The sequence below is a fragment of the Kribbella sp. NBC_00359 genome, from assembly GCF_036097425.1.
Classification (GTDB): domain Bacteria; phylum Actinomycetota; class Actinomycetes; order Propionibacteriales; family Kribbellaceae; genus Kribbella.
The window spans coordinates 2,641,753-2,657,456 of the sequence record NZ_CP107975.1 but is presented as its reverse complement, the minus strand read 5'-3'; the positions used below and the strand labels follow the sequence as shown (position 1 = coordinate 2,657,456).

The window sequence follows — 15,704 nt, the reverse complement described above, 5'->3', positions numbered from 1 at the left end:
TCCTTTCGCCTTGTCGGGCCTTCTGGCCCTGTCGTGAGAAAGTCGGAGCCCCTTGACCCGACTTGACGACTGTGGCCGGGGCAACGCGAGACGGCGATACTTTTAGCCTGGCCTAAAACACGCAGCGGAATGCCGGCGAGGAGGCTCGAGTGATCGAGTGGCGGCTACGGCCCGAGGACGTGGCCCGGATCAGGTTCGCGTTCTCACCGCTGATGGAGTTGGTGTTCAGCACGGTCGCGCTGCGGGCGCCCGGCGAACATTCGCTGCACCTTCCCTGGGTGCGCGCAACCCGACCCTTGGTCGCCGATCTCGACCTGACCGAGGTGTTCACGCTCGCTCCGGTGCACGGATGGATTGCCGACTTCATTTCCTTCACACCATCCGAACCACAGCCCGACATCGCCGGCGAGTTCAACCGGATCCGGCGTACCGAAGCGCAGCAAGTCATCACCGACATCGGCGACGTGGCGGACGTACCCGAGGAGCTGGCGGACCGGATCCGTGCGGACCCCGAGGCCGCCACCCTCCGCATCGTCGACACGCTCCAGTCCTACTGGGACAAGGCGCTCGCCCAGCATTGGCCCAGCATCCTCCGACTTCTCGAGGCCGACGTGCTGTGGCGATCACAACGACTCGCCACCGGCGGCTTGCAAGCGCTGTTCGACGACCTGCACGAGACCGTCACCCTCGACGGGGACCGCCTGTCCGTAGCGGATCCCTACGACTGGAGCGGAGAGCTATCGGGGACCGGCCTGACCCTGGTGCCACTCGCGATGGGCTGGCCGTGGGTACGCACGATGACCGGTCGCTTGAAGCCGGGGTACGACGGCGCGCGCTACCAGCCGATGATCGCCTACCCGGTCCGCGGCGTCGCCACCCTGTGGGAGACCACTCCACCGCCCCCAGCCGATGCACTGGCCGCCCTGATCGGCCGAACCCGCGCCGGCATCCTGACCACACTCGCCGAACCCGCCACCACCACCGCACTCGCCCGCCGGCTGCGACTCACGCCCGGAGCCATCAGCCAGCACCTGTCGGTCCTGAACGCGAGCGGACTCGTCTCCCGGACCCGAGTCGCAGGCACCGTCCTGTACCGCAGAACTACCCGAGGCGACGCCCTCACCGAGTAGCACCGACAGCTGAGACGCTCGGTGATTGGTGTCGTATCACCATTAGAATTGATGAGATGACATCAAACGCTGGGGAGTACGCCCCGAGCCCGACCGCGTGGGTCCGGGAAGAGGTCGACAAGGTCACCGAGGCCGGGACCACCGACGTGATCGATGTGCGCGGCCTGAAGGTGGTGCTGCTGACGACGCGCGGTGCGAAGTCGGGCAAGATCCGCAAGTCCCCGCTGATGCGCGTCGAGCACGACAACGTGTACCTCGCCGTCGGGTCGAACAGCGGCGGCCCGAAGAATCCGGTCTGGTACTACAACCTCAAGGCCGACCCGAAGGCCACGGTGCAGGACGGCGAAGTCACCAGCGAGTACGTCGCCCGCGAGCTCGAAGGCGCCGAGTACGAGGTGTGGTGGAAGCGAGCCGTCGCCGCCTTCCCCGGCTACGCCGAATACCAAACCATGACCCCGCGCAAGATCCCCCTCTTCGTCCTCGAGCCGCTCGACTAGTCCCCGGGACGACTTAAGACATCAGAAGGCGGAGGGTGTGGGATTCGGACCCGCGACGACGGTCACCCGCCACTACGCCGTGAGGCGATCCGCTTCGGCCAGCAGCAGATCGCCGAAGGGCTGAAAGCCAATACTGCAGGCGTAGACGCCGCTGACGACTCGGTGGATAGTTCCCCATTCCCAGATGGCAGTGGCATCCACGCCCGTGCGAGAAGCCAGCCGCTCGGTCCGCGCCCAGAGGTCATCGCCGAGGTCCGGGGTGCAACGCACGATGGTGCCGAGATCGCACGCCGGTTCGGCCCGCAGCCCGGCTGGATCGATGAGCTTGTAGCTGCCGTCACTCGCCTGCAGGGCGTTCATCTCGTGGATGTCACCGTGGACCAGAACTGCCGACCGATCGTCGTGGGCAAGGCGACGACGATTCATGCAATTCAGCGCGTCCGCCACAGTGGCCGGCGTACACGGTCGCCCCGCCTGCTCCCATAGTCTTGGCAGCCGATCGGCGTACTGCTCAGCCAACTTCGCGCCGGTTGGAAGGTCAATGTCGGGACCGATCGGACGCCACAGGCGGACCGCCACTTCGCACAGCAAGTTGTGGCGGCTTGCAGGGTCGGCCACGATGTCGTGCATCGGAGCTCCGAGGCGCTCCAGCAGAAGGGCTTGTCGACCCACGTCTTCGCCCAACAGCTTGGCGCATCCCTCTCCGTTCGCCAGGCGCAACACGATGGCCTCGTGCCCGACGCCCCGACCTGGCACACCGATCTTGAGGACCGCCGGAGTTCCGTCAACCAGCGTCACCTCGACGACCAGCGCGGCGTGACCGCCTGCAAAGCTGGAACCGATCATCAGAGACCACTCCTGAGCCAGCGAGTCGACCACGCCCGGCAGCTCGTCCAACCAGGATTCGTTCCCGTCGGCTATGACCGTCTTGCGGACCTGCTCAGGAATGTCGAGGCTCACACCGCCAGCCTAAAGTGGCGAACACGTCACTCGTGATCGGCACCCGCCACGGCTTCGCTGATTACGCTGGCCGCCGAGAATCTCAATTGGTTTGTCGAATTTTCGAAGTGGAAAGCTCGACCTTGCTCCGGGGCATGCTGCCACTCCCTCAGACAAGCAGCAAGGAATCGCGCTCAACGCCTCGTCTCGTACCTGGTCAGGACCACGCCGCCGGGAAACGTCCCCGTCTCCACCAGGTTCAGGTTCACCCAGCTGTCCAGCGCGGTGAAGAACGGTGTGCCGCCGCCCACCAGCACCGGATGGGTGACGATCTCGTACTCGTCGACCAGCCCGGCCCGCATGGCCGCCCCACCGAGCGCGGCGCCACCGACCCTCATCGGCTCGCCATCGCCGGCCTTGAGTCGGGTGATCTCCGCTACAGCGTCGCCGGTGACCAGGCGGGTGTTCCAGTCGACCTTGTCGATCGTCGAGGAGAACACCACCTTCGGCGTGTCCCGCCAGTTCCGCGCGAACTCGATCTGCGCCGGGGTGGCGTCGGGCTGCTGGTCGCCGGTCGGCCAGTGGGAACTCATCACCTCCCACAGCTTGCGCCCGTACATCAACAGCCCGATCGCCAACTCCTGGTCGAGCCACCACTGAAACAACTCATCGCTCGGCGCGCCCCAGCCGATGTCGTCGCCGGGCGCGGCGATGTAGCCGTCCAGGCTCAGGTTCATGCCGTAGATCAGTTTCCGCATGCCGCCATGCCTTCCTGTCGAAGGGGTCGCATCTCATCACCCTTGTCCCCGGCGGGCCGCGTCCGGGCCGCCGCTCACCACTACTACGAACGCCCCACCCCGGATCCGACAGCCGGCACAGAAATTCTCACCAAACAGGCGGTCTCGGGAGTCTAGATCGGCTCGAAGCCGCACTCAGCCGGACGCCATGCCCGGCAACCCGGAGCAGCGTGTTCCCAGGTCAGAGTGACTTTCTGGACTGTTGAGGCGGAGGGTGTGGGATTCGAACCCACGATGACGGTCACCCGCCATACCGGTTTTCAAGACCAGCGCACTCGGCCACTATGCGAACCCTCCAGGCGACGTGGTCGCCGATCGTCGAGGATAGCGCAGCCGGTCGGGCCGGAACGGGAGTGCGGGGGCGGGTAGCGGCCGGTTGGGTCTGGGCAGGCGGACGGGCCGCCTTGGGGTACAGACGGAGGTGAGAGCAATGTCTCGGTCGTTCGAGGACATGGCACGCACCGTCCGGTCGGCGCGCTGACCAGCAGCTGACCGGGCCATCCGGCCGGTTGCCGAGCAGCCGACCGGGTCTCCCGCCGGCGTCACGCCGGCGGCTCCGGCGGTTCCGTCATGCCCTCTGGAGCTCTCGCATGCCTTCCTTCGGTACGTTCCTGCTGCCGTCCGATCTCGGATCCGATTTCCGCAAGATCTGGCCGGCCTCGATCATCTCCAACCTCGGCGACGGCGCCATGCTCGCCGCCGGCCCGTTGCTCGTCGCCTCGATCACGACTGAACCGGCCGCGGTCGGCGCCGCCGCATTCGTCCAGCAGTTGCCGTGGCTGCTGTTCGCCCTGTTCAGTGGCGCCCTCGTCGACCGGCTCGATCGCCGGCTGATGATCGTTGCCGCCGACACCTTTCGCGCACTGGTGCTCGCCGGACTCGGCGCCGCCGTACTGCTCGGCTCGTCGCCGCTCTGGGCGATCTACCTGTCCCTCTTCTTGTTGGGTACGGCGGAAACCCTCGCCGACAACGCATCCGGTGCGTTGCTGGTGAGCGCCGTACCCAAAGCCCACCTCGGCAGGGCCAACGCGCGGCTGTTCGCCAGTGGGACCGTTCTGCAACAGCTCGGCGGCCCACCACTCGGCGCACTGCTGTTCGCGGTTGGGGCCGGGGTCCCACTGGTCTTCGACGCAGTCACGTTCGCCGCCGCGGCCGCCCTGGTCGCGCGGGTCGCCGTACGGCCGCCACTGCCGGAGTCATCGGGTACGGCGATCTGGAGCGAAGTCCGCGAGGGAGTGCGCTGGCTGTGGCGCCACGCCGGCGTACGAACGCTCGCGTGCTCGATCCTGGTCATGAACATCACCTTCTGCGCGGCCTTCGCAACCTGGGTGCTGTTCGCCCGGCAGCGGCTCGGTCTGAGTGAGACGCAGTTCGGACTGCTCATGTCAGTCGGCGCAATCGGAGCCGTCCTCGGCATGCCGGCATACCACCTGTTGGAACCGCGTGTCGGCTCGCTGACTCTGCTGCGCGCCGGTCTGGTGATCGAGACGACGGTCCATCTGGTACTCGCGCTCACCCGGAGCCCGTGGGTCGCCGGAGTGACCATGGCTGTGTTCGGCGTCCATGCGGTGGTGTGGGGCATCGTGTCGACCACCGCACGGCAATTGGCGACACCGGAGCCACTGATGGGCCGAGTGAACAGCGTCTACCTGCTGGCCTCGGTCGGCGGTGCCGCGATCGGTTCGGCGCTGGGCGGCGTACTGGCACAGCGGTTCGGACTGGCCGCACCGTTCGGCATAGCGTTCGTGGCAATGGTGCTGATGACGGCCGTCGCCTGGCGGCCGCTGCGGCACGTCTCGGTACGACGGGTGCCCGCAGCGGACTGAAATCCGCTGGAGGCTCCCGGCAAACGCTTGCTATGTTCGTGGTCGCCGAGTCGATGCGATGGGAGCTCTGAGTCATGCCCGCAGCCACATCCCTCGGCCTCCCGAACGTCCGTGGGCGCCAGCCACTGCTGGTCGCGCTGGCCATCGACTCGTTCGGTGGCGGCTGCGCGGGCCCGCTCCTGCTCCTCTACTTCGTCAAGGTCGCCGACATCCCGCTCGGAACAGCCGGATTGCTGCTGACCGTCGCGACACTCTTCTCGATCACCGCACCGGCTGCAGTGGGGATGGTGATCGACAGAGTCGGGCCGCGGAACCTCGTGATCGGCGCGCAGTTCGCGCAGGGACTGGCGTTCACGGGCTTCTTCTTCGGGCGATCGGAGTGGTTGCTGTTCCTCTGCGCACTGGTCATGACGACCGGTCAGCGAACATTCTGGTCGGCGATCTTCAGTCTGCTGGCGGACATCGCGGACGAGGGCGACCGCGACAGGTGGTTCGGTCTGGGCGGCATGATGCAGGCGGGAGGATTCGCCCTCGGTGGACTGGCGGCCGGTGTCCTGCTGGCCATGGGTGGCGACGCGCCGTTCCTCATCGCCATCGCAATCGACGCGATGACCTTCTTCGTGGCCGGTCTTCTCCTGCTGCGGCTGCACCCGTCGCACCACACGGAGGCCGCCAAGGACACCGGTCCGGCACCGCTTCTGCGCAAGGACAAGCCGTTCCTGGTCCTCATCGGTGCCAACACCCTGCTGGCGCTGTGCATGATGACGATCGGTGTCGGACTACCCGTCTACATCGCTGAGGCGCTGCCGGTGCCGAAGTGGCTGGTCGGCGTCCTGCTGGCTGCGACATCCGTCGTACTGGCGACCGGTCAGACGCTCGTAGTCCGGCACACCGAACGGCGACGCCGTATGTATGTCATGGTCGTGGCCGGCCTGGCCTGGGCGGTGTGGGGCTTGCTGATGGCATCGCTCGTGCATATCCCTGAGGGATTCGTGGTGCCCGTGCTGGTCCTTGCCACGGCGTTCTTCGCGTTCGGCGACGTACTGCACGCAGCGACCAACAACGCAGTGTCGGCGGCAGCGGCACCGGTGGTCGGGCGCGGGAAGTACCTCTCCTACTGGCAGTACTCCTTCACCTTCGCCAGCGTTCTGGCTCCGGCCTTCTTCGCTCAGCTCTTCGAGCTGGATCACGAGCTGCCCTGGCTCGCGGTGTCCGTCGTCGCCCTCGTCGCCTGCGCTGCCATCTTCGCCCTCGACCGCGCGGTGCCCCACCTGGCAACCCAGCGCGCCTAGAGACCGGAGCTAGCGTTGCGGTGTGATGCCGGGGTGGACCACTGTGGCGATCGCCGGCGGCGGGCCGGCCGGTCTGATGCTCGGCGCCCTCCTGGCCCGGCAGGGCGTGAACGTCACCGTGCTGGAGAAGCACGCCGACTTCCTCCGCGACTTCCGCGGCGACACAGTGCACCCGTCGACCATCGAACTGATGCACGAACTCGGCTGGGCCGACGAATTCCTCGCCCTGCCGCATCGACGCATGGACCGAGTCACCATGGGCACGCCGGACGGCCCAGTGACCGTCGCCGACTTCCGCCACCTCCCCGTGCGCTCGCCGTACGTCGCCTTCATGCCCCAATGGGACTTCCTCAACTTCCTCGCCCAGAAGGCTTCTGAGTACGACGCCTTCCGCCTACTCCGGCGCACCACCGCAACCGACCTGATCACCGCGGCCGGCCAGGTGATCGGCGTACGCGCGGAGACGACTGCCGGCCCACTCGAGTTGCGTGCCGAACTAGTCGTCTCCGCGGAAGGCCGCGACTCCGTCCTGCGAGAGATCGCCGGGCTGACGTCGGTCGCGGTAGCGCCGGGTGTCGACGTGTTCTGGTTCCGCGTCTCACGCCGTACCGATGAGTCTGTGCCGTTCTTCCAGAGTGGTCGCGGCGGATCACTGGTGGCAGTGGACCGCGGCACCTATTGGCAGCTGGCGTACGCATTCCCGAAGGGCCGAGCCGACGCCATCAGAGCCGACGGCATCCAGCCCTTCCGCGACCGCATCGCCGCACTCCTGCCGTTGCCGGCCGACCGCCTGGACGAGGTGAGGAGCTTCGACGACGTCCACCTGCTCAGCGTCCGGATGGACCGCCTGACGCAGTGGTACCGCCCCGGCCTCCTCTTCATCGGCGACGCCGCCCACGCCATGTCACCAGCCGGCGGAGTAGGAATCAACCTGGCAATCCAGGACGCCGTAGCCAGCGCCAACCTCCTCGCCCCCGCACTACACCGCGGCCACGTCACCACCCACACCCTCCGCACGATCCAACGCCGCCGCACCTTCCCGACACGCGTAACCCAACGCTTCCAAGCCGCCGCCACAAAAGCCCTGTACGCCGCCCCCACGTCAGCCGACCCGACGACACCAAGGTTTCTCCGAGCATTCCCACCCCTGACACGCCTGACCGGCCGCTTCATAGGCCTAGGCATCCGCCCAGAACACGTGAAATAGCCCTCGTCACCCCACCTCGCGCAGCCCCGCACACGCGACCGCCGGCGCTCGATGAGGACTACTCCGTCGGCGTCGGCGACGGTGATCGTGTCGTCGCCGACGATAAAATGCGACCGGCGCTGGCACTCGGAGCAGTCAAGATCCAACCGGCTTGGAGAAGCACAGTATGGCTCTGACAAAGGACGGGCATCCGACGCAGGAGCTGCACACGCTGATCGCGTCGGCACTAGGCAAAGAGCCGATTGACTGGCATCGGCCGCACACCGGGCTGTCGGCCGCGTCCTTCGTCGTTGGCTTTGCTGACGGCTCGAGCGCCTTCGTGAAGGCTGCGGTCGATGACCAGGGCGCGAAAGGGCTCCGTACAGAGCATGAGATCGTCTCCAGTGTCGATAGCGACCTGGTCGCTCGGGAGCTGGCCTGGCTCGAGGACGGAGATCGCCCGGTCCTCGTGATGGAGGACCTGCGTGCTGCGCATTGGCCGGCCGACCATGACCCGGTGACGTGGAAGCCCGGTCAGTTCGATCTCCTGTTCGCGGCACTGCGGCGGGTCGGTGAGCTGCCCCCGCCGGCATCCCTGCCGTCAGCCCGGGACGGATTCCGGCCGCAGTGGCCGTTGATCGAGCGCGAGGCGGATGACTTCCTGGCGCTCGGCCTGTGCAGCGAGGCCTGGTTCAGCGCCGCGCTGGATGGACTGGTGGAAGCGGAGGGCAACGTCCCAGTCGGGGGTGATGCGCTGGTGCACAACGACGTCCGGAGCGACAATCTGTGTTTCGTCGGTCGACGCGTGGTGCTGGTGGACTGGGCCCAGGCCGTTCGTGGGAATCCGCAGCAGGACCTCGCTTCGGCACTCGCTACGTTGCCACTCGAAGGCGGCCCGGATCCGTTCGACGTACTACCTGAAGGAGGGCCTTGGGCGGCCCACATCGCCGGTCAGTGCGCTCGCCGGGCCGCTCACGAGACGCAGGCTCCGCAGTGGCTCCGCAGGGTCTTTCAACGTATCGCCGTGATCTGCCTCAGCTGGGCATCCCGCTCGCTCGACCTGCCACCTTGGACCGGAGCCCACTGGAGCGAGATCCGCTGACTATGGCAGCTGATCACGGGCCTAGCGGATGACCGAAGTGTCACCACCAAGACCACCAGAACTGTCACCGAGGTGCTGATACAGAACTGTCACTGATGTTCTGCGACATGACATCTGACTCGTCAGGATGTCATGTCGCAGGACTTCGGTGACGGTTTTAGATCAGGACATCGGTGACTCTTCTGGTGGGCTTGGTGGTGACACTTCGGCCGCGAGGCTCGGGCGGTGTCAGCCAATGAACCCATCGATCCCCGTGTTCGCCTCGCGATCTCGCAGTGGCCCGAGGATGCTCCGCGCGGCGCGGTCTCGACCTTCTGCGCCGAGCACGGCATCTCGCGCAAGTCCTTCTACGAGCTGCGCAAGCGCGCCAAGGCCGACGGCCCGGCGGCCGTGCTCGAGCCCAGGTCCAGGCGCCCGAGGTTGAGCCCGGCGAAGTTGACCGAGGAGGTCAAAGAGCAAGCGGTACGGGTGCGGGCTGCGTTGGAGGCCTCCGGGCTGGACCACGGGCCGATCAGCGTGCACGACAAGATGCGCGCGATGGGGCTGGAGGTGGTGCCCTCAGTCGCGTCACTGGCCCGGATCTTCCGTCAGGCAGGTGTGGCTCGGTTCGAGCCGAGGAAGAAGCCACGCTCGGCGTGGCGCCGGTTCGTCTATCCAGCGCCGAACGCCTGCTGGCAGCTCGACGGCACCGAGTACGTGCTCAGTGGCGGGCGTAAGTGTGTGATCTTCCAGCTCATCGACGACCACTCCCGCTATGCGGTGGCCTCGCACGTCGCGTGGGGCGAGACATCAGATGCGGCGGTCGCCGTCTTCGACAAGGCCGTGGCCGCCCACGGTGTGCCCCAGCGGCTGCTGTCCGACAACGGGCTCGCGCTCAACCCGTCGCGCCGCGGACTCCTGGGTCAGTTCGTCGTGCACCTGATGGCGTTGGGCGTGGAGCCGATCACCGGCAAGCCGTACAAGCCGACCACCCAGGGCAAGAACGAACGCTTCCACCAGACGCTCTTCCGCTACCTGGACAAGCAGCCGATCGCCGACACGCTGGCTGACCTGCAGGCCCAGGTCGACGCCTTCGACCACATCTACAACACCCAGCGCCCCCACCAAGGCCTGCCCGGCCGCGTCACACCCCTGACCGCCTGGGAGGCCACCACGAAGGCCGAGGCACCTCGCCCCACTCGTGACCTGATCCGCCGTCCCGCCAGCCGGCCCCGACCTGCCTCGGCACCAGTGCCCACAGACCCGCCCGACGGCACCGTCGTCAAGAAGCTGACCTGCAACGGTGTCTTCATGCTGAACAAGGTCCAGTACATGGTCGACGGGCGACGAGGCTTCCAGCAGGTCCTCGTCATCACCGCCGGCGACAAGATCACCGTCGCCGACCTGGAAGGCGAGATCCTCATCGAGCACACCAGGCCCGCGCCCGGAGTGACTTACGTCGGCAACGGCCGCCCCCGCGGCCCACGCCAAGACCCCTGAATCGTCACCGATGTCCTGACACATCGAATGTCACCGATGTCCTGATGCAGAACTGTCACCGATGTCCTGAGACATCACATCTGACTCGTCAGGATGCGTTGCACCCGATCGAACATCTGTTCTAATGTTTGCAGCGTTCGCGGTTCTCCACCCCGGATCGTCCGGTCGACCGAGCCTCCCACCTCCGATGTGGACGGCCGCCGGACGCCGCCGGACGGGTTGTGAGGACCCGGGCAGTGGAGAATCCGCTCACCAACCGGGGTACAGCTGAGGAAGATGAGGTGATGCTCAACGGAAGGACAGCTGATGCTGCTCGAACACCGCGGCCGGCGACCGGTCGTGCCCGAATCCGCTTACGTCGCCCCATCGGCCGTGCTCTGTGGAGCCGTCGTGCTGGCCGAGGGCAGCAGAGTTCTGCATGGTGCGGTGCTGACGGCGGAGAACGGCGAGGTCCGTCTCGGTGAGAACAGTGTGGTGATGGAGAACGCCTTGGTACGCGGCCGGGCAGACCATCCCGCCCTGCTCGGCGACGCGGTCCTGGTAGGTCCCCATGCACACGTCAACGGCGCCACGGTCGAGGACGAAGTCTTCATCGCCACGGGCGTCGCGTTGTTCCCTGGTTCTGTCGCCGGCGCGGGCGCGGAGCTCCGGATCAACAGCGTGCTGCACGTGAACTCGCGCCTGGAACCAGGCACGGTCCTCCCGATCGGATGGATCGCTGCCGGCAACCCAGCCCAGCTCTTCTCACCCGACCGGCACGAGGAGCTCTGGCAAGTCCAACGCGACATGGACTTCCCCGGCACCGTCTACGGCGTCCCCCGCGGCACCCCCATGCGCGACATCATGTCCCGCCAATCCACCCACTACGGCACCCACAAATCCGACCACCTCATCGACCCATAACCTCGCCGGCAGGAGGCTTGTCCGACTCGGTGCAGAAATCACTCAATCCGTCAGGTCGCGCAGTACCTTCACAAACGCATCGGTGACGTCGAGCGGCCGTACAGCGATCCGCAGCCAATCCGGCCCGAGCCCGGGAAATGTATCGCCCCGCCGGACCGCAAACCCCTTGTCCCGCAGGGATTCCCGCAGTACGACGCCCCCGTCGACATGCACGAGTACGAACGGTCCCCGCGCCACGCCGTACGTCGACAGCCCAGTCACTGAACCGAGATTGTCAAGCAGATGGACACGTTGCCGCTCGATGTCCAACGCCGCAGTGATTGCCTCGGACAAAGCGCGCTCGTTGCTGCAGGCAATCGCCGCCGAAAGTGCAGGTGTGGACACCGGCCAGTGCGGCTGAACGGCGGCCAGTTGCTCGATGAGCCCGGGCGCCGCGAGGACGTACCCGATGCGCAGCCCCGCCAGTCCCCAGGTCTTGGTCAGGCTGCGGATCACCACGAGGCCTGGGATCGACGCGCCGGCGAGCGACTCGGGTTCACCCGGTACGGCGTCGATGAACGCCTCGTCGACGACGAGGATCCGGTCGGGCCGCGCGAGTTCGCGCAGGTCGTCCGCCCGGTGGAGCACGGACGTCGGGTTGGTCGGATTGCCGATGACAACGAGATCGGCGTCGGCCGGCACGGCGCGTGGATCGAGCACGAACCCGTCCTCCGGCCGCAGGATCACCCGGTCGACCAGATGCCCGGCGGATCGCAACGCCGCCTCGGGTTCGGTGAACTGTGGATGAACCACCACCGCATGCCGCGGTCGGAACGCCCGCGCGATCAGCACGAACGCCTCGGCGGCCCCCGCGGTCAGCAGGACCCGATCCGGTGTCACACCGTGCCGTATGGCGACCGCCGCCACCGCCGCGTCCTGCCGCGGGTACGACGCGAGGTCGCTCAGACTGCTCGTGATCTCGTCGACCAACCACGCCGGCGGTGTCCCCGCCCGCACGTTGACCGCGAGATCGACCAGCCCGTCGCCGACCTCGAGGTCGCCGTGATGCTCCAGATCAAACCCATCCAGCACCCCTGGAGGCTAACCGCTCGGCCGCGATCGGATACGGCCTAGTCCGCGCCTCGGGCGTCAGCGCGGGGTGACCGTGTAGCGGCGGTTCTGGAGCGAGGGGTTCCGCTTGCGTACGTCGGCCAGCCGCTCAGCCAAGACCTCCGCGACCGCATGCCCATCCGACTCGCCCACTGAGACCACAGCGATGCCCTGTGGATCGATGACCTGGCTGAGGCCGCAGTACTTCTTCCCGTTCTGCGCGGCGGCCGCCACATAACACGTGTTCTCCACAGCCCGAGCGGTGAGCAGAGTGGTCCAGTGGTGCTCCTTCAACGGGCCACGGACCCAGGCCGCCGGTACGACGAGCACCTCAGCGCCGGCGTCGACCAGAGCGCGAGACAGCTCGGGGAAGCGCAGGTCGTAGCAAGTCATCAGGCCCAGGGACATGCCGCCGACGCGAACTACCACCGGTGCGACATCACCCGACGTCAGCTGATCCGATTCCTTGTAGCCGAAGGCGTCGTACAGGTGGATCTTCCGGTAGGCGCCGAGCAGCGATCCGTCCGCGCCGACCGCCAGCAGCGTGTTGTAGGGACGATGCTGGTCGCAGCTGCGTTCGAACATGCCTGCCACGATCGCCACACCGTGCTCGAGCGCACACTTCCGCAGCGTGTCCACGAAGTCCCCATCCAGGGACTCCGCGGCCTCGGCGACCGAGCCGCCTTCGACCGCGAAGTCGGACATCATCGCTTCCGGGAGGACGACGAGATCCGGCCGGCCCTGGGCCGCGTCGGCGACGACGCGGGTCACCAGGTCGCGGTTGGCGGCCTTGTCGTTGCTGCTGGCGGTCTGCACCACGGCGATCTTCACCCCTCCATGGTGCCGCAGATCCCGGGCTTGAACCTCGCGCCACCTGAGGACCTACTGTCGAGGGGGTCCGGTCAGCCCGGACGCAGCCAGGTCAACCGGGACGGCTCGATCACATGCGCAAGAGGCGGGAAGAGTTGGTCCCGAAGGACTGACCCGGCGAGACTGCTGTCGTGGAGTTCGACGCGGTGGTGCTTGCTGGGGGCGGGTCGACGCGGTTCGGTGGCGTGGACAAGGCGATGTTGGTGCTGGACGGAGTCACACTGCTCGATCGGGTGCTGACGGCAACCGCCGACGCGGTGTCGACGGTGGTGGTCGGCCCGGTCCGCACCACCTGCCGCCCGGTCGACTGGACCGCTGAGGATCCACCGTCCGGTGGTCCGGTGGCAGGGATCGCGGCCGGGCTGAGCCACGGCACCGCTGCGGTCGTCGTCCTGTTGAGCTGCGACCTTCCCTGGCTGACAAAGGAAGACGTCACGGCACTCCTCATCGGACTGGGCGACCACGACGGATACGGCCTGCGCGACACAGACGGCCGCGAGCAGCAACTCGCGACCGCCTACCGCCGGACCGCGCTGGCCGAAGCGATCACACGCGTCGGCGACCCCCGTGACAAGTCGGTACGACGAACCCTCGCCGGCCTCGACCTCGCCTGGTCCGACCCGACCCGGGCCGGCGACGATGTCGACACCTGGGCAGACTTCGACGACTGAAAACCGCTGGACGCGGTTCTTAGCGTGAGGCTGTGGATATCGCAGCGATCGTCGCCGAAGGCTGCCCGGACAGCGAGGTCGCCGAAGTCGTCCAGCGAACCGGCGGACAGCTGAGCACAGTCTTCGAGGTACGACGAACCGACGCCGACCCCCTGATCGTCAAGGTCTACGCACCCGAGTGGGCCTGGAAGCAGTCCAAGGAAGTCCACGTCTACGGCCTGCTGGCCGATGAGCTGGACGGCTCGATCCCACGGGTCGTCCACGCCGAGCCGGCCGGTGACCACGACGCCTTCACCATCCTGACCAAGCTCGACGGCATACCACTGTCCGAGACCGATCCGCCCGACTGGCGAGCGACGTACGTCGAACTCGGCCAACTGCTCGCCCGTGTCCACCGCATCCCGCAGCCGGCGTACGGATATCTCACCGACCGGATCCTCGATCCGCTGCCTGACAACGACCAGTACATGCGAAGGCAGTTCGCCAAGAAGCTCGACGAATTCGAGCAGCTAGAAGGGGATCCAGGGTTGCACGAAGCAATCCGCGCGTACGTCGACGAGCACAGCGGACTGTTCGCCGCGAACCACGCCGCAGTCCTGTGTCACAACGACTTCCACGAGGGCAACGTCCTCGTGGATCCGGCGACCTGGCGCGTCACCGGGTTCATCGACGTCGAGAACGCGATCGCCGCCGACCCACTCATCGACCTGGCCAAGACGGCGTCGTACTCGATCCGCAGCAACGCCGACAAGCTCGCCGGTCTGATCGAGGGGTACGGCGCGCTGCCGCAGGACTGGGAGGAACGGATCCTGCTGTACCGCGTCTACCACTCACTCGAACTATGGGACTGGTTCCAGTCCATCGGCGAGACCACTCATCTCGACAGCATCGCCGCCGAGCTCGCTGAGCTGGTGAATCGCTGAGGGTACGGTGTGCAGCATGCGAGCTGTCGTGTGTGAGGGTGCCGGCGGGGTCGAGGTCCTGACGGTCGGCGAGATCGAGGATCCGCAGCCGGCCGCGGACGAAGTTGTCATCGACGTGGTCGCGGCCGGTGTGAACCGGGCCGATCTGATGCAGCGGCAGGGGTTCTATCCACCCCCGCCCGGTGCGCCGGGGACGATCGGGCTCGAGGTGTCCGGCACGATCTCCGCGGTCGGCGCGGACGTCGAGGGCTGGTCCGTCGGCGACGAGTGCTGCGCGCTGCTCGCGGGTGGTGGGTACGCCGAGAAGGTCGCCGTACCGGTGCCGCAGGTGATGCCCGTGCCCGACGGGCTCGACCTGGTGAGTGCCGCGGCGCTGCCCGAGGTGGTCGCGACGGTGTGGTCGAACGTGTTCATGACCGCGCACCTCAAGTCCGGCGAGACGCTGCTGGTGCACGGCGGTTCGTCCGGCATCGGCTCGATGGCGATCCAGCTCGGGGTCGCGCACGGCGCACGGGTGCTGACCACGGTCGGCAGCAAGGACAAGATGGAGTTCTGCACCCGGCTCGGCGCGGACGTCGCGATCAACTACAAGGAAGCCGAGTGGGCGTCGGTCGTCCAGGAGGCGACCGGCAACGCCGGAGCCGACGTGATCCTAGACATCGTGGGCGCGAAGTACCTGACCGACAACGTCAAGACCCTCGCGTACGACGGGCGCCTGGTCGTGATCGGGATGCAGGGCGGCACGAAGGGTGAACTGGATCTCGGCCGGCTGATGAGCCGCCGCGGCTCGATCACCGGGACCGGTCTCCGCGTCCGTTCGGTGGCGGAGAAGGGACGCATCCTCGCCGAGGTCGTCGGCCACGTCTGGCCGCTGATCGCCGAGAAGAAGGTCCGCCCGATCGTCCACGCCACCTACCCGCTGGCCGAGGTCGCCCGCGCCCACCAGGACCTCGAACAGTCCAATCACCTGGGCAAGATCCTGCTGACGCTCTAGGAGACC

At 67.1% G+C, this 15,704-nt stretch carries 14 protein-coding genes, 1 tRNA gene and 1 pseudogene; 11 read left to right on the top strand and 5 right to left on the bottom strand.

The genetic code is table 11. From position 1 onward, the window contains the following. The first annotated feature begins 149 nt into the window (after positions 1-149). A complete protein-coding gene (locus OG876_RS13015; RefSeq protein WP_328525086.1) occupies positions 150-1,130 on the top strand; it encodes an ArsR/SmtB family transcription factor in 981 nt (326 codons plus the stop codon). 56 nt (positions 1,131-1,186) lie between these two features. Further along, positions 1,187-1,627: a nitroreductase family deazaflavin-dependent oxidoreductase gene (locus tag OG876_RS13010; RefSeq protein WP_328525085.1), complete on the top strand. Its 441-nt coding sequence runs from the start codon at positions 1,187-1,189 to the stop codon at positions 1,625-1,627. A 72-nt stretch (positions 1,628-1,699) separates the two neighbouring features. On the opposite strand, the gene OG876_RS13005 is transcribed toward OG876_RS13010, so the two are convergent. The 3 genes from OG876_RS13005 to OG876_RS12995 all read right to left on the bottom strand — a co-directional run bounded on the left by OG876_RS13005 (position 1,700) and on the right by OG876_RS12995 (position 3,660). After that, positions 1,700-2,587 carry an aminoglycoside phosphotransferase family protein gene (locus tag OG876_RS13005; protein ID WP_328525084.1) on the bottom strand — a complete coding sequence of 296 codons (888 nt, stop codon included), beginning with the start codon at positions 2,585-2,587 and terminating at the stop codon, positions 1,700-1,702. A gap of 173 nt (positions 2,588-2,760) precedes the next feature. After that, a complete protein-coding gene (locus OG876_RS13000; RefSeq protein ID WP_328525083.1) occupies positions 2,761-3,324 on the bottom strand; it encodes a dihydrofolate reductase family protein in 564 nt (187 codons plus the stop codon). 247 nt (positions 3,325-3,571) lie between these two features. Then, positions 3,572-3,660, bottom strand: a tRNA-Ser gene (locus OG876_RS12995). A gap of 293 nt (positions 3,661-3,953) precedes the next feature. Here OG876_RS12995 and OG876_RS12990 point away from each other — a divergent pair. From OG876_RS12990 to OG876_RS12965, 6 genes and pseudogenes are all read left to right on the top strand, one after another. Next, entirely contained in the window at positions 3,954-5,189 is a 1,236-nt protein-coding gene (locus tag OG876_RS12990; protein WP_328525082.1) for an MFS transporter, read from the top strand. Between the two features lie 74 nt (positions 5,190-5,263). Beyond that, on the top strand, positions 5,264-6,481 hold the full coding sequence (locus OG876_RS12985; RefSeq protein ID WP_328525081.1) for an MFS transporter: 1,218 nt from the start codon (positions 5,264-5,266) through the stop codon (positions 6,479-6,481). A gap of 25 nt (positions 6,482-6,506) precedes the next feature. Beyond that, positions 6,507-7,688 (top strand): FAD-dependent oxidoreductase, encoded by a 1,182-nt coding sequence (locus OG876_RS12980; RefSeq protein ID WP_328526900.1) that lies wholly within the window; start codon positions 6,507-6,509, stop codon positions 7,686-7,688. 166 nt (positions 7,689-7,854) lie between these two features. After that, a complete protein-coding gene (locus OG876_RS12975; protein ID WP_328525080.1) occupies positions 7,855-8,769 on the top strand; it encodes a phosphotransferase in 915 nt (304 codons plus the stop codon). Between the two features lie 225 nt (positions 8,770-8,994). Then, positions 8,995-9,933: pseudogene (locus OG876_RS12970) on the top strand (integrase core domain-containing protein); the annotation flags it as partial. A gap of 621 nt (positions 9,934-10,554) precedes the next feature. Further along, positions 10,555-11,151, top strand: a complete 597-nt coding sequence (locus tag OG876_RS12965) for a gamma carbonic anhydrase family protein (protein ID WP_328525079.1) — start codon at positions 10,555-10,557, stop codon at positions 11,149-11,151. A gap of 42 nt (positions 11,152-11,193) precedes the next feature. Here OG876_RS12965 and cobC read toward each other — a convergent pair whose 3' ends face one another. Then, positions 11,194-12,222: an Rv2231c family pyridoxal phosphate-dependent protein CobC gene (gene cobC, locus OG876_RS12960; RefSeq protein ID WP_328525078.1), complete on the bottom strand. Its 1,029-nt coding sequence runs from the start codon at positions 12,220-12,222 to the stop codon at positions 11,194-11,196. A gap of 57 nt (positions 12,223-12,279) precedes the next feature. Then, positions 12,280-13,071: a carbon-nitrogen hydrolase family protein gene (locus OG876_RS12955; RefSeq protein WP_328525077.1), complete on the bottom strand. Its 792-nt coding sequence runs from the start codon at positions 13,069-13,071 to the stop codon at positions 12,280-12,282. A 170-nt stretch (positions 13,072-13,241) separates the two neighbouring features. Between OG876_RS12955 and mobA the strand changes: the two genes are divergently transcribed. The 3 genes from mobA to OG876_RS12940 are packed head-to-tail and all read left to right on the top strand — an operon-like array spanning position 13,242 to position 15,698. After that, positions 13,242-13,781 (top strand): molybdenum cofactor guanylyltransferase, encoded by a 540-nt coding sequence (gene mobA / locus OG876_RS12950; RefSeq protein ID WP_328525076.1) that lies wholly within the window; start codon positions 13,242-13,244, stop codon positions 13,779-13,781. 32 nt (positions 13,782-13,813) lie between these two features. Continuing rightward, entirely contained in the window at positions 13,814-14,704 is an 891-nt protein-coding gene (locus OG876_RS12945; protein WP_328525075.1) for a phosphotransferase family protein, read from the top strand. Between the two features lie 16 nt (positions 14,705-14,720). Further along, complete coding sequence (locus OG876_RS12940; protein WP_328525074.1) at positions 14,721-15,698, top strand: NAD(P)H-quinone oxidoreductase; 978 nt, start codon at positions 14,721-14,723, stop codon at positions 15,696-15,698. Positions 15,699-15,704: the final 6 nt, after the last annotated feature.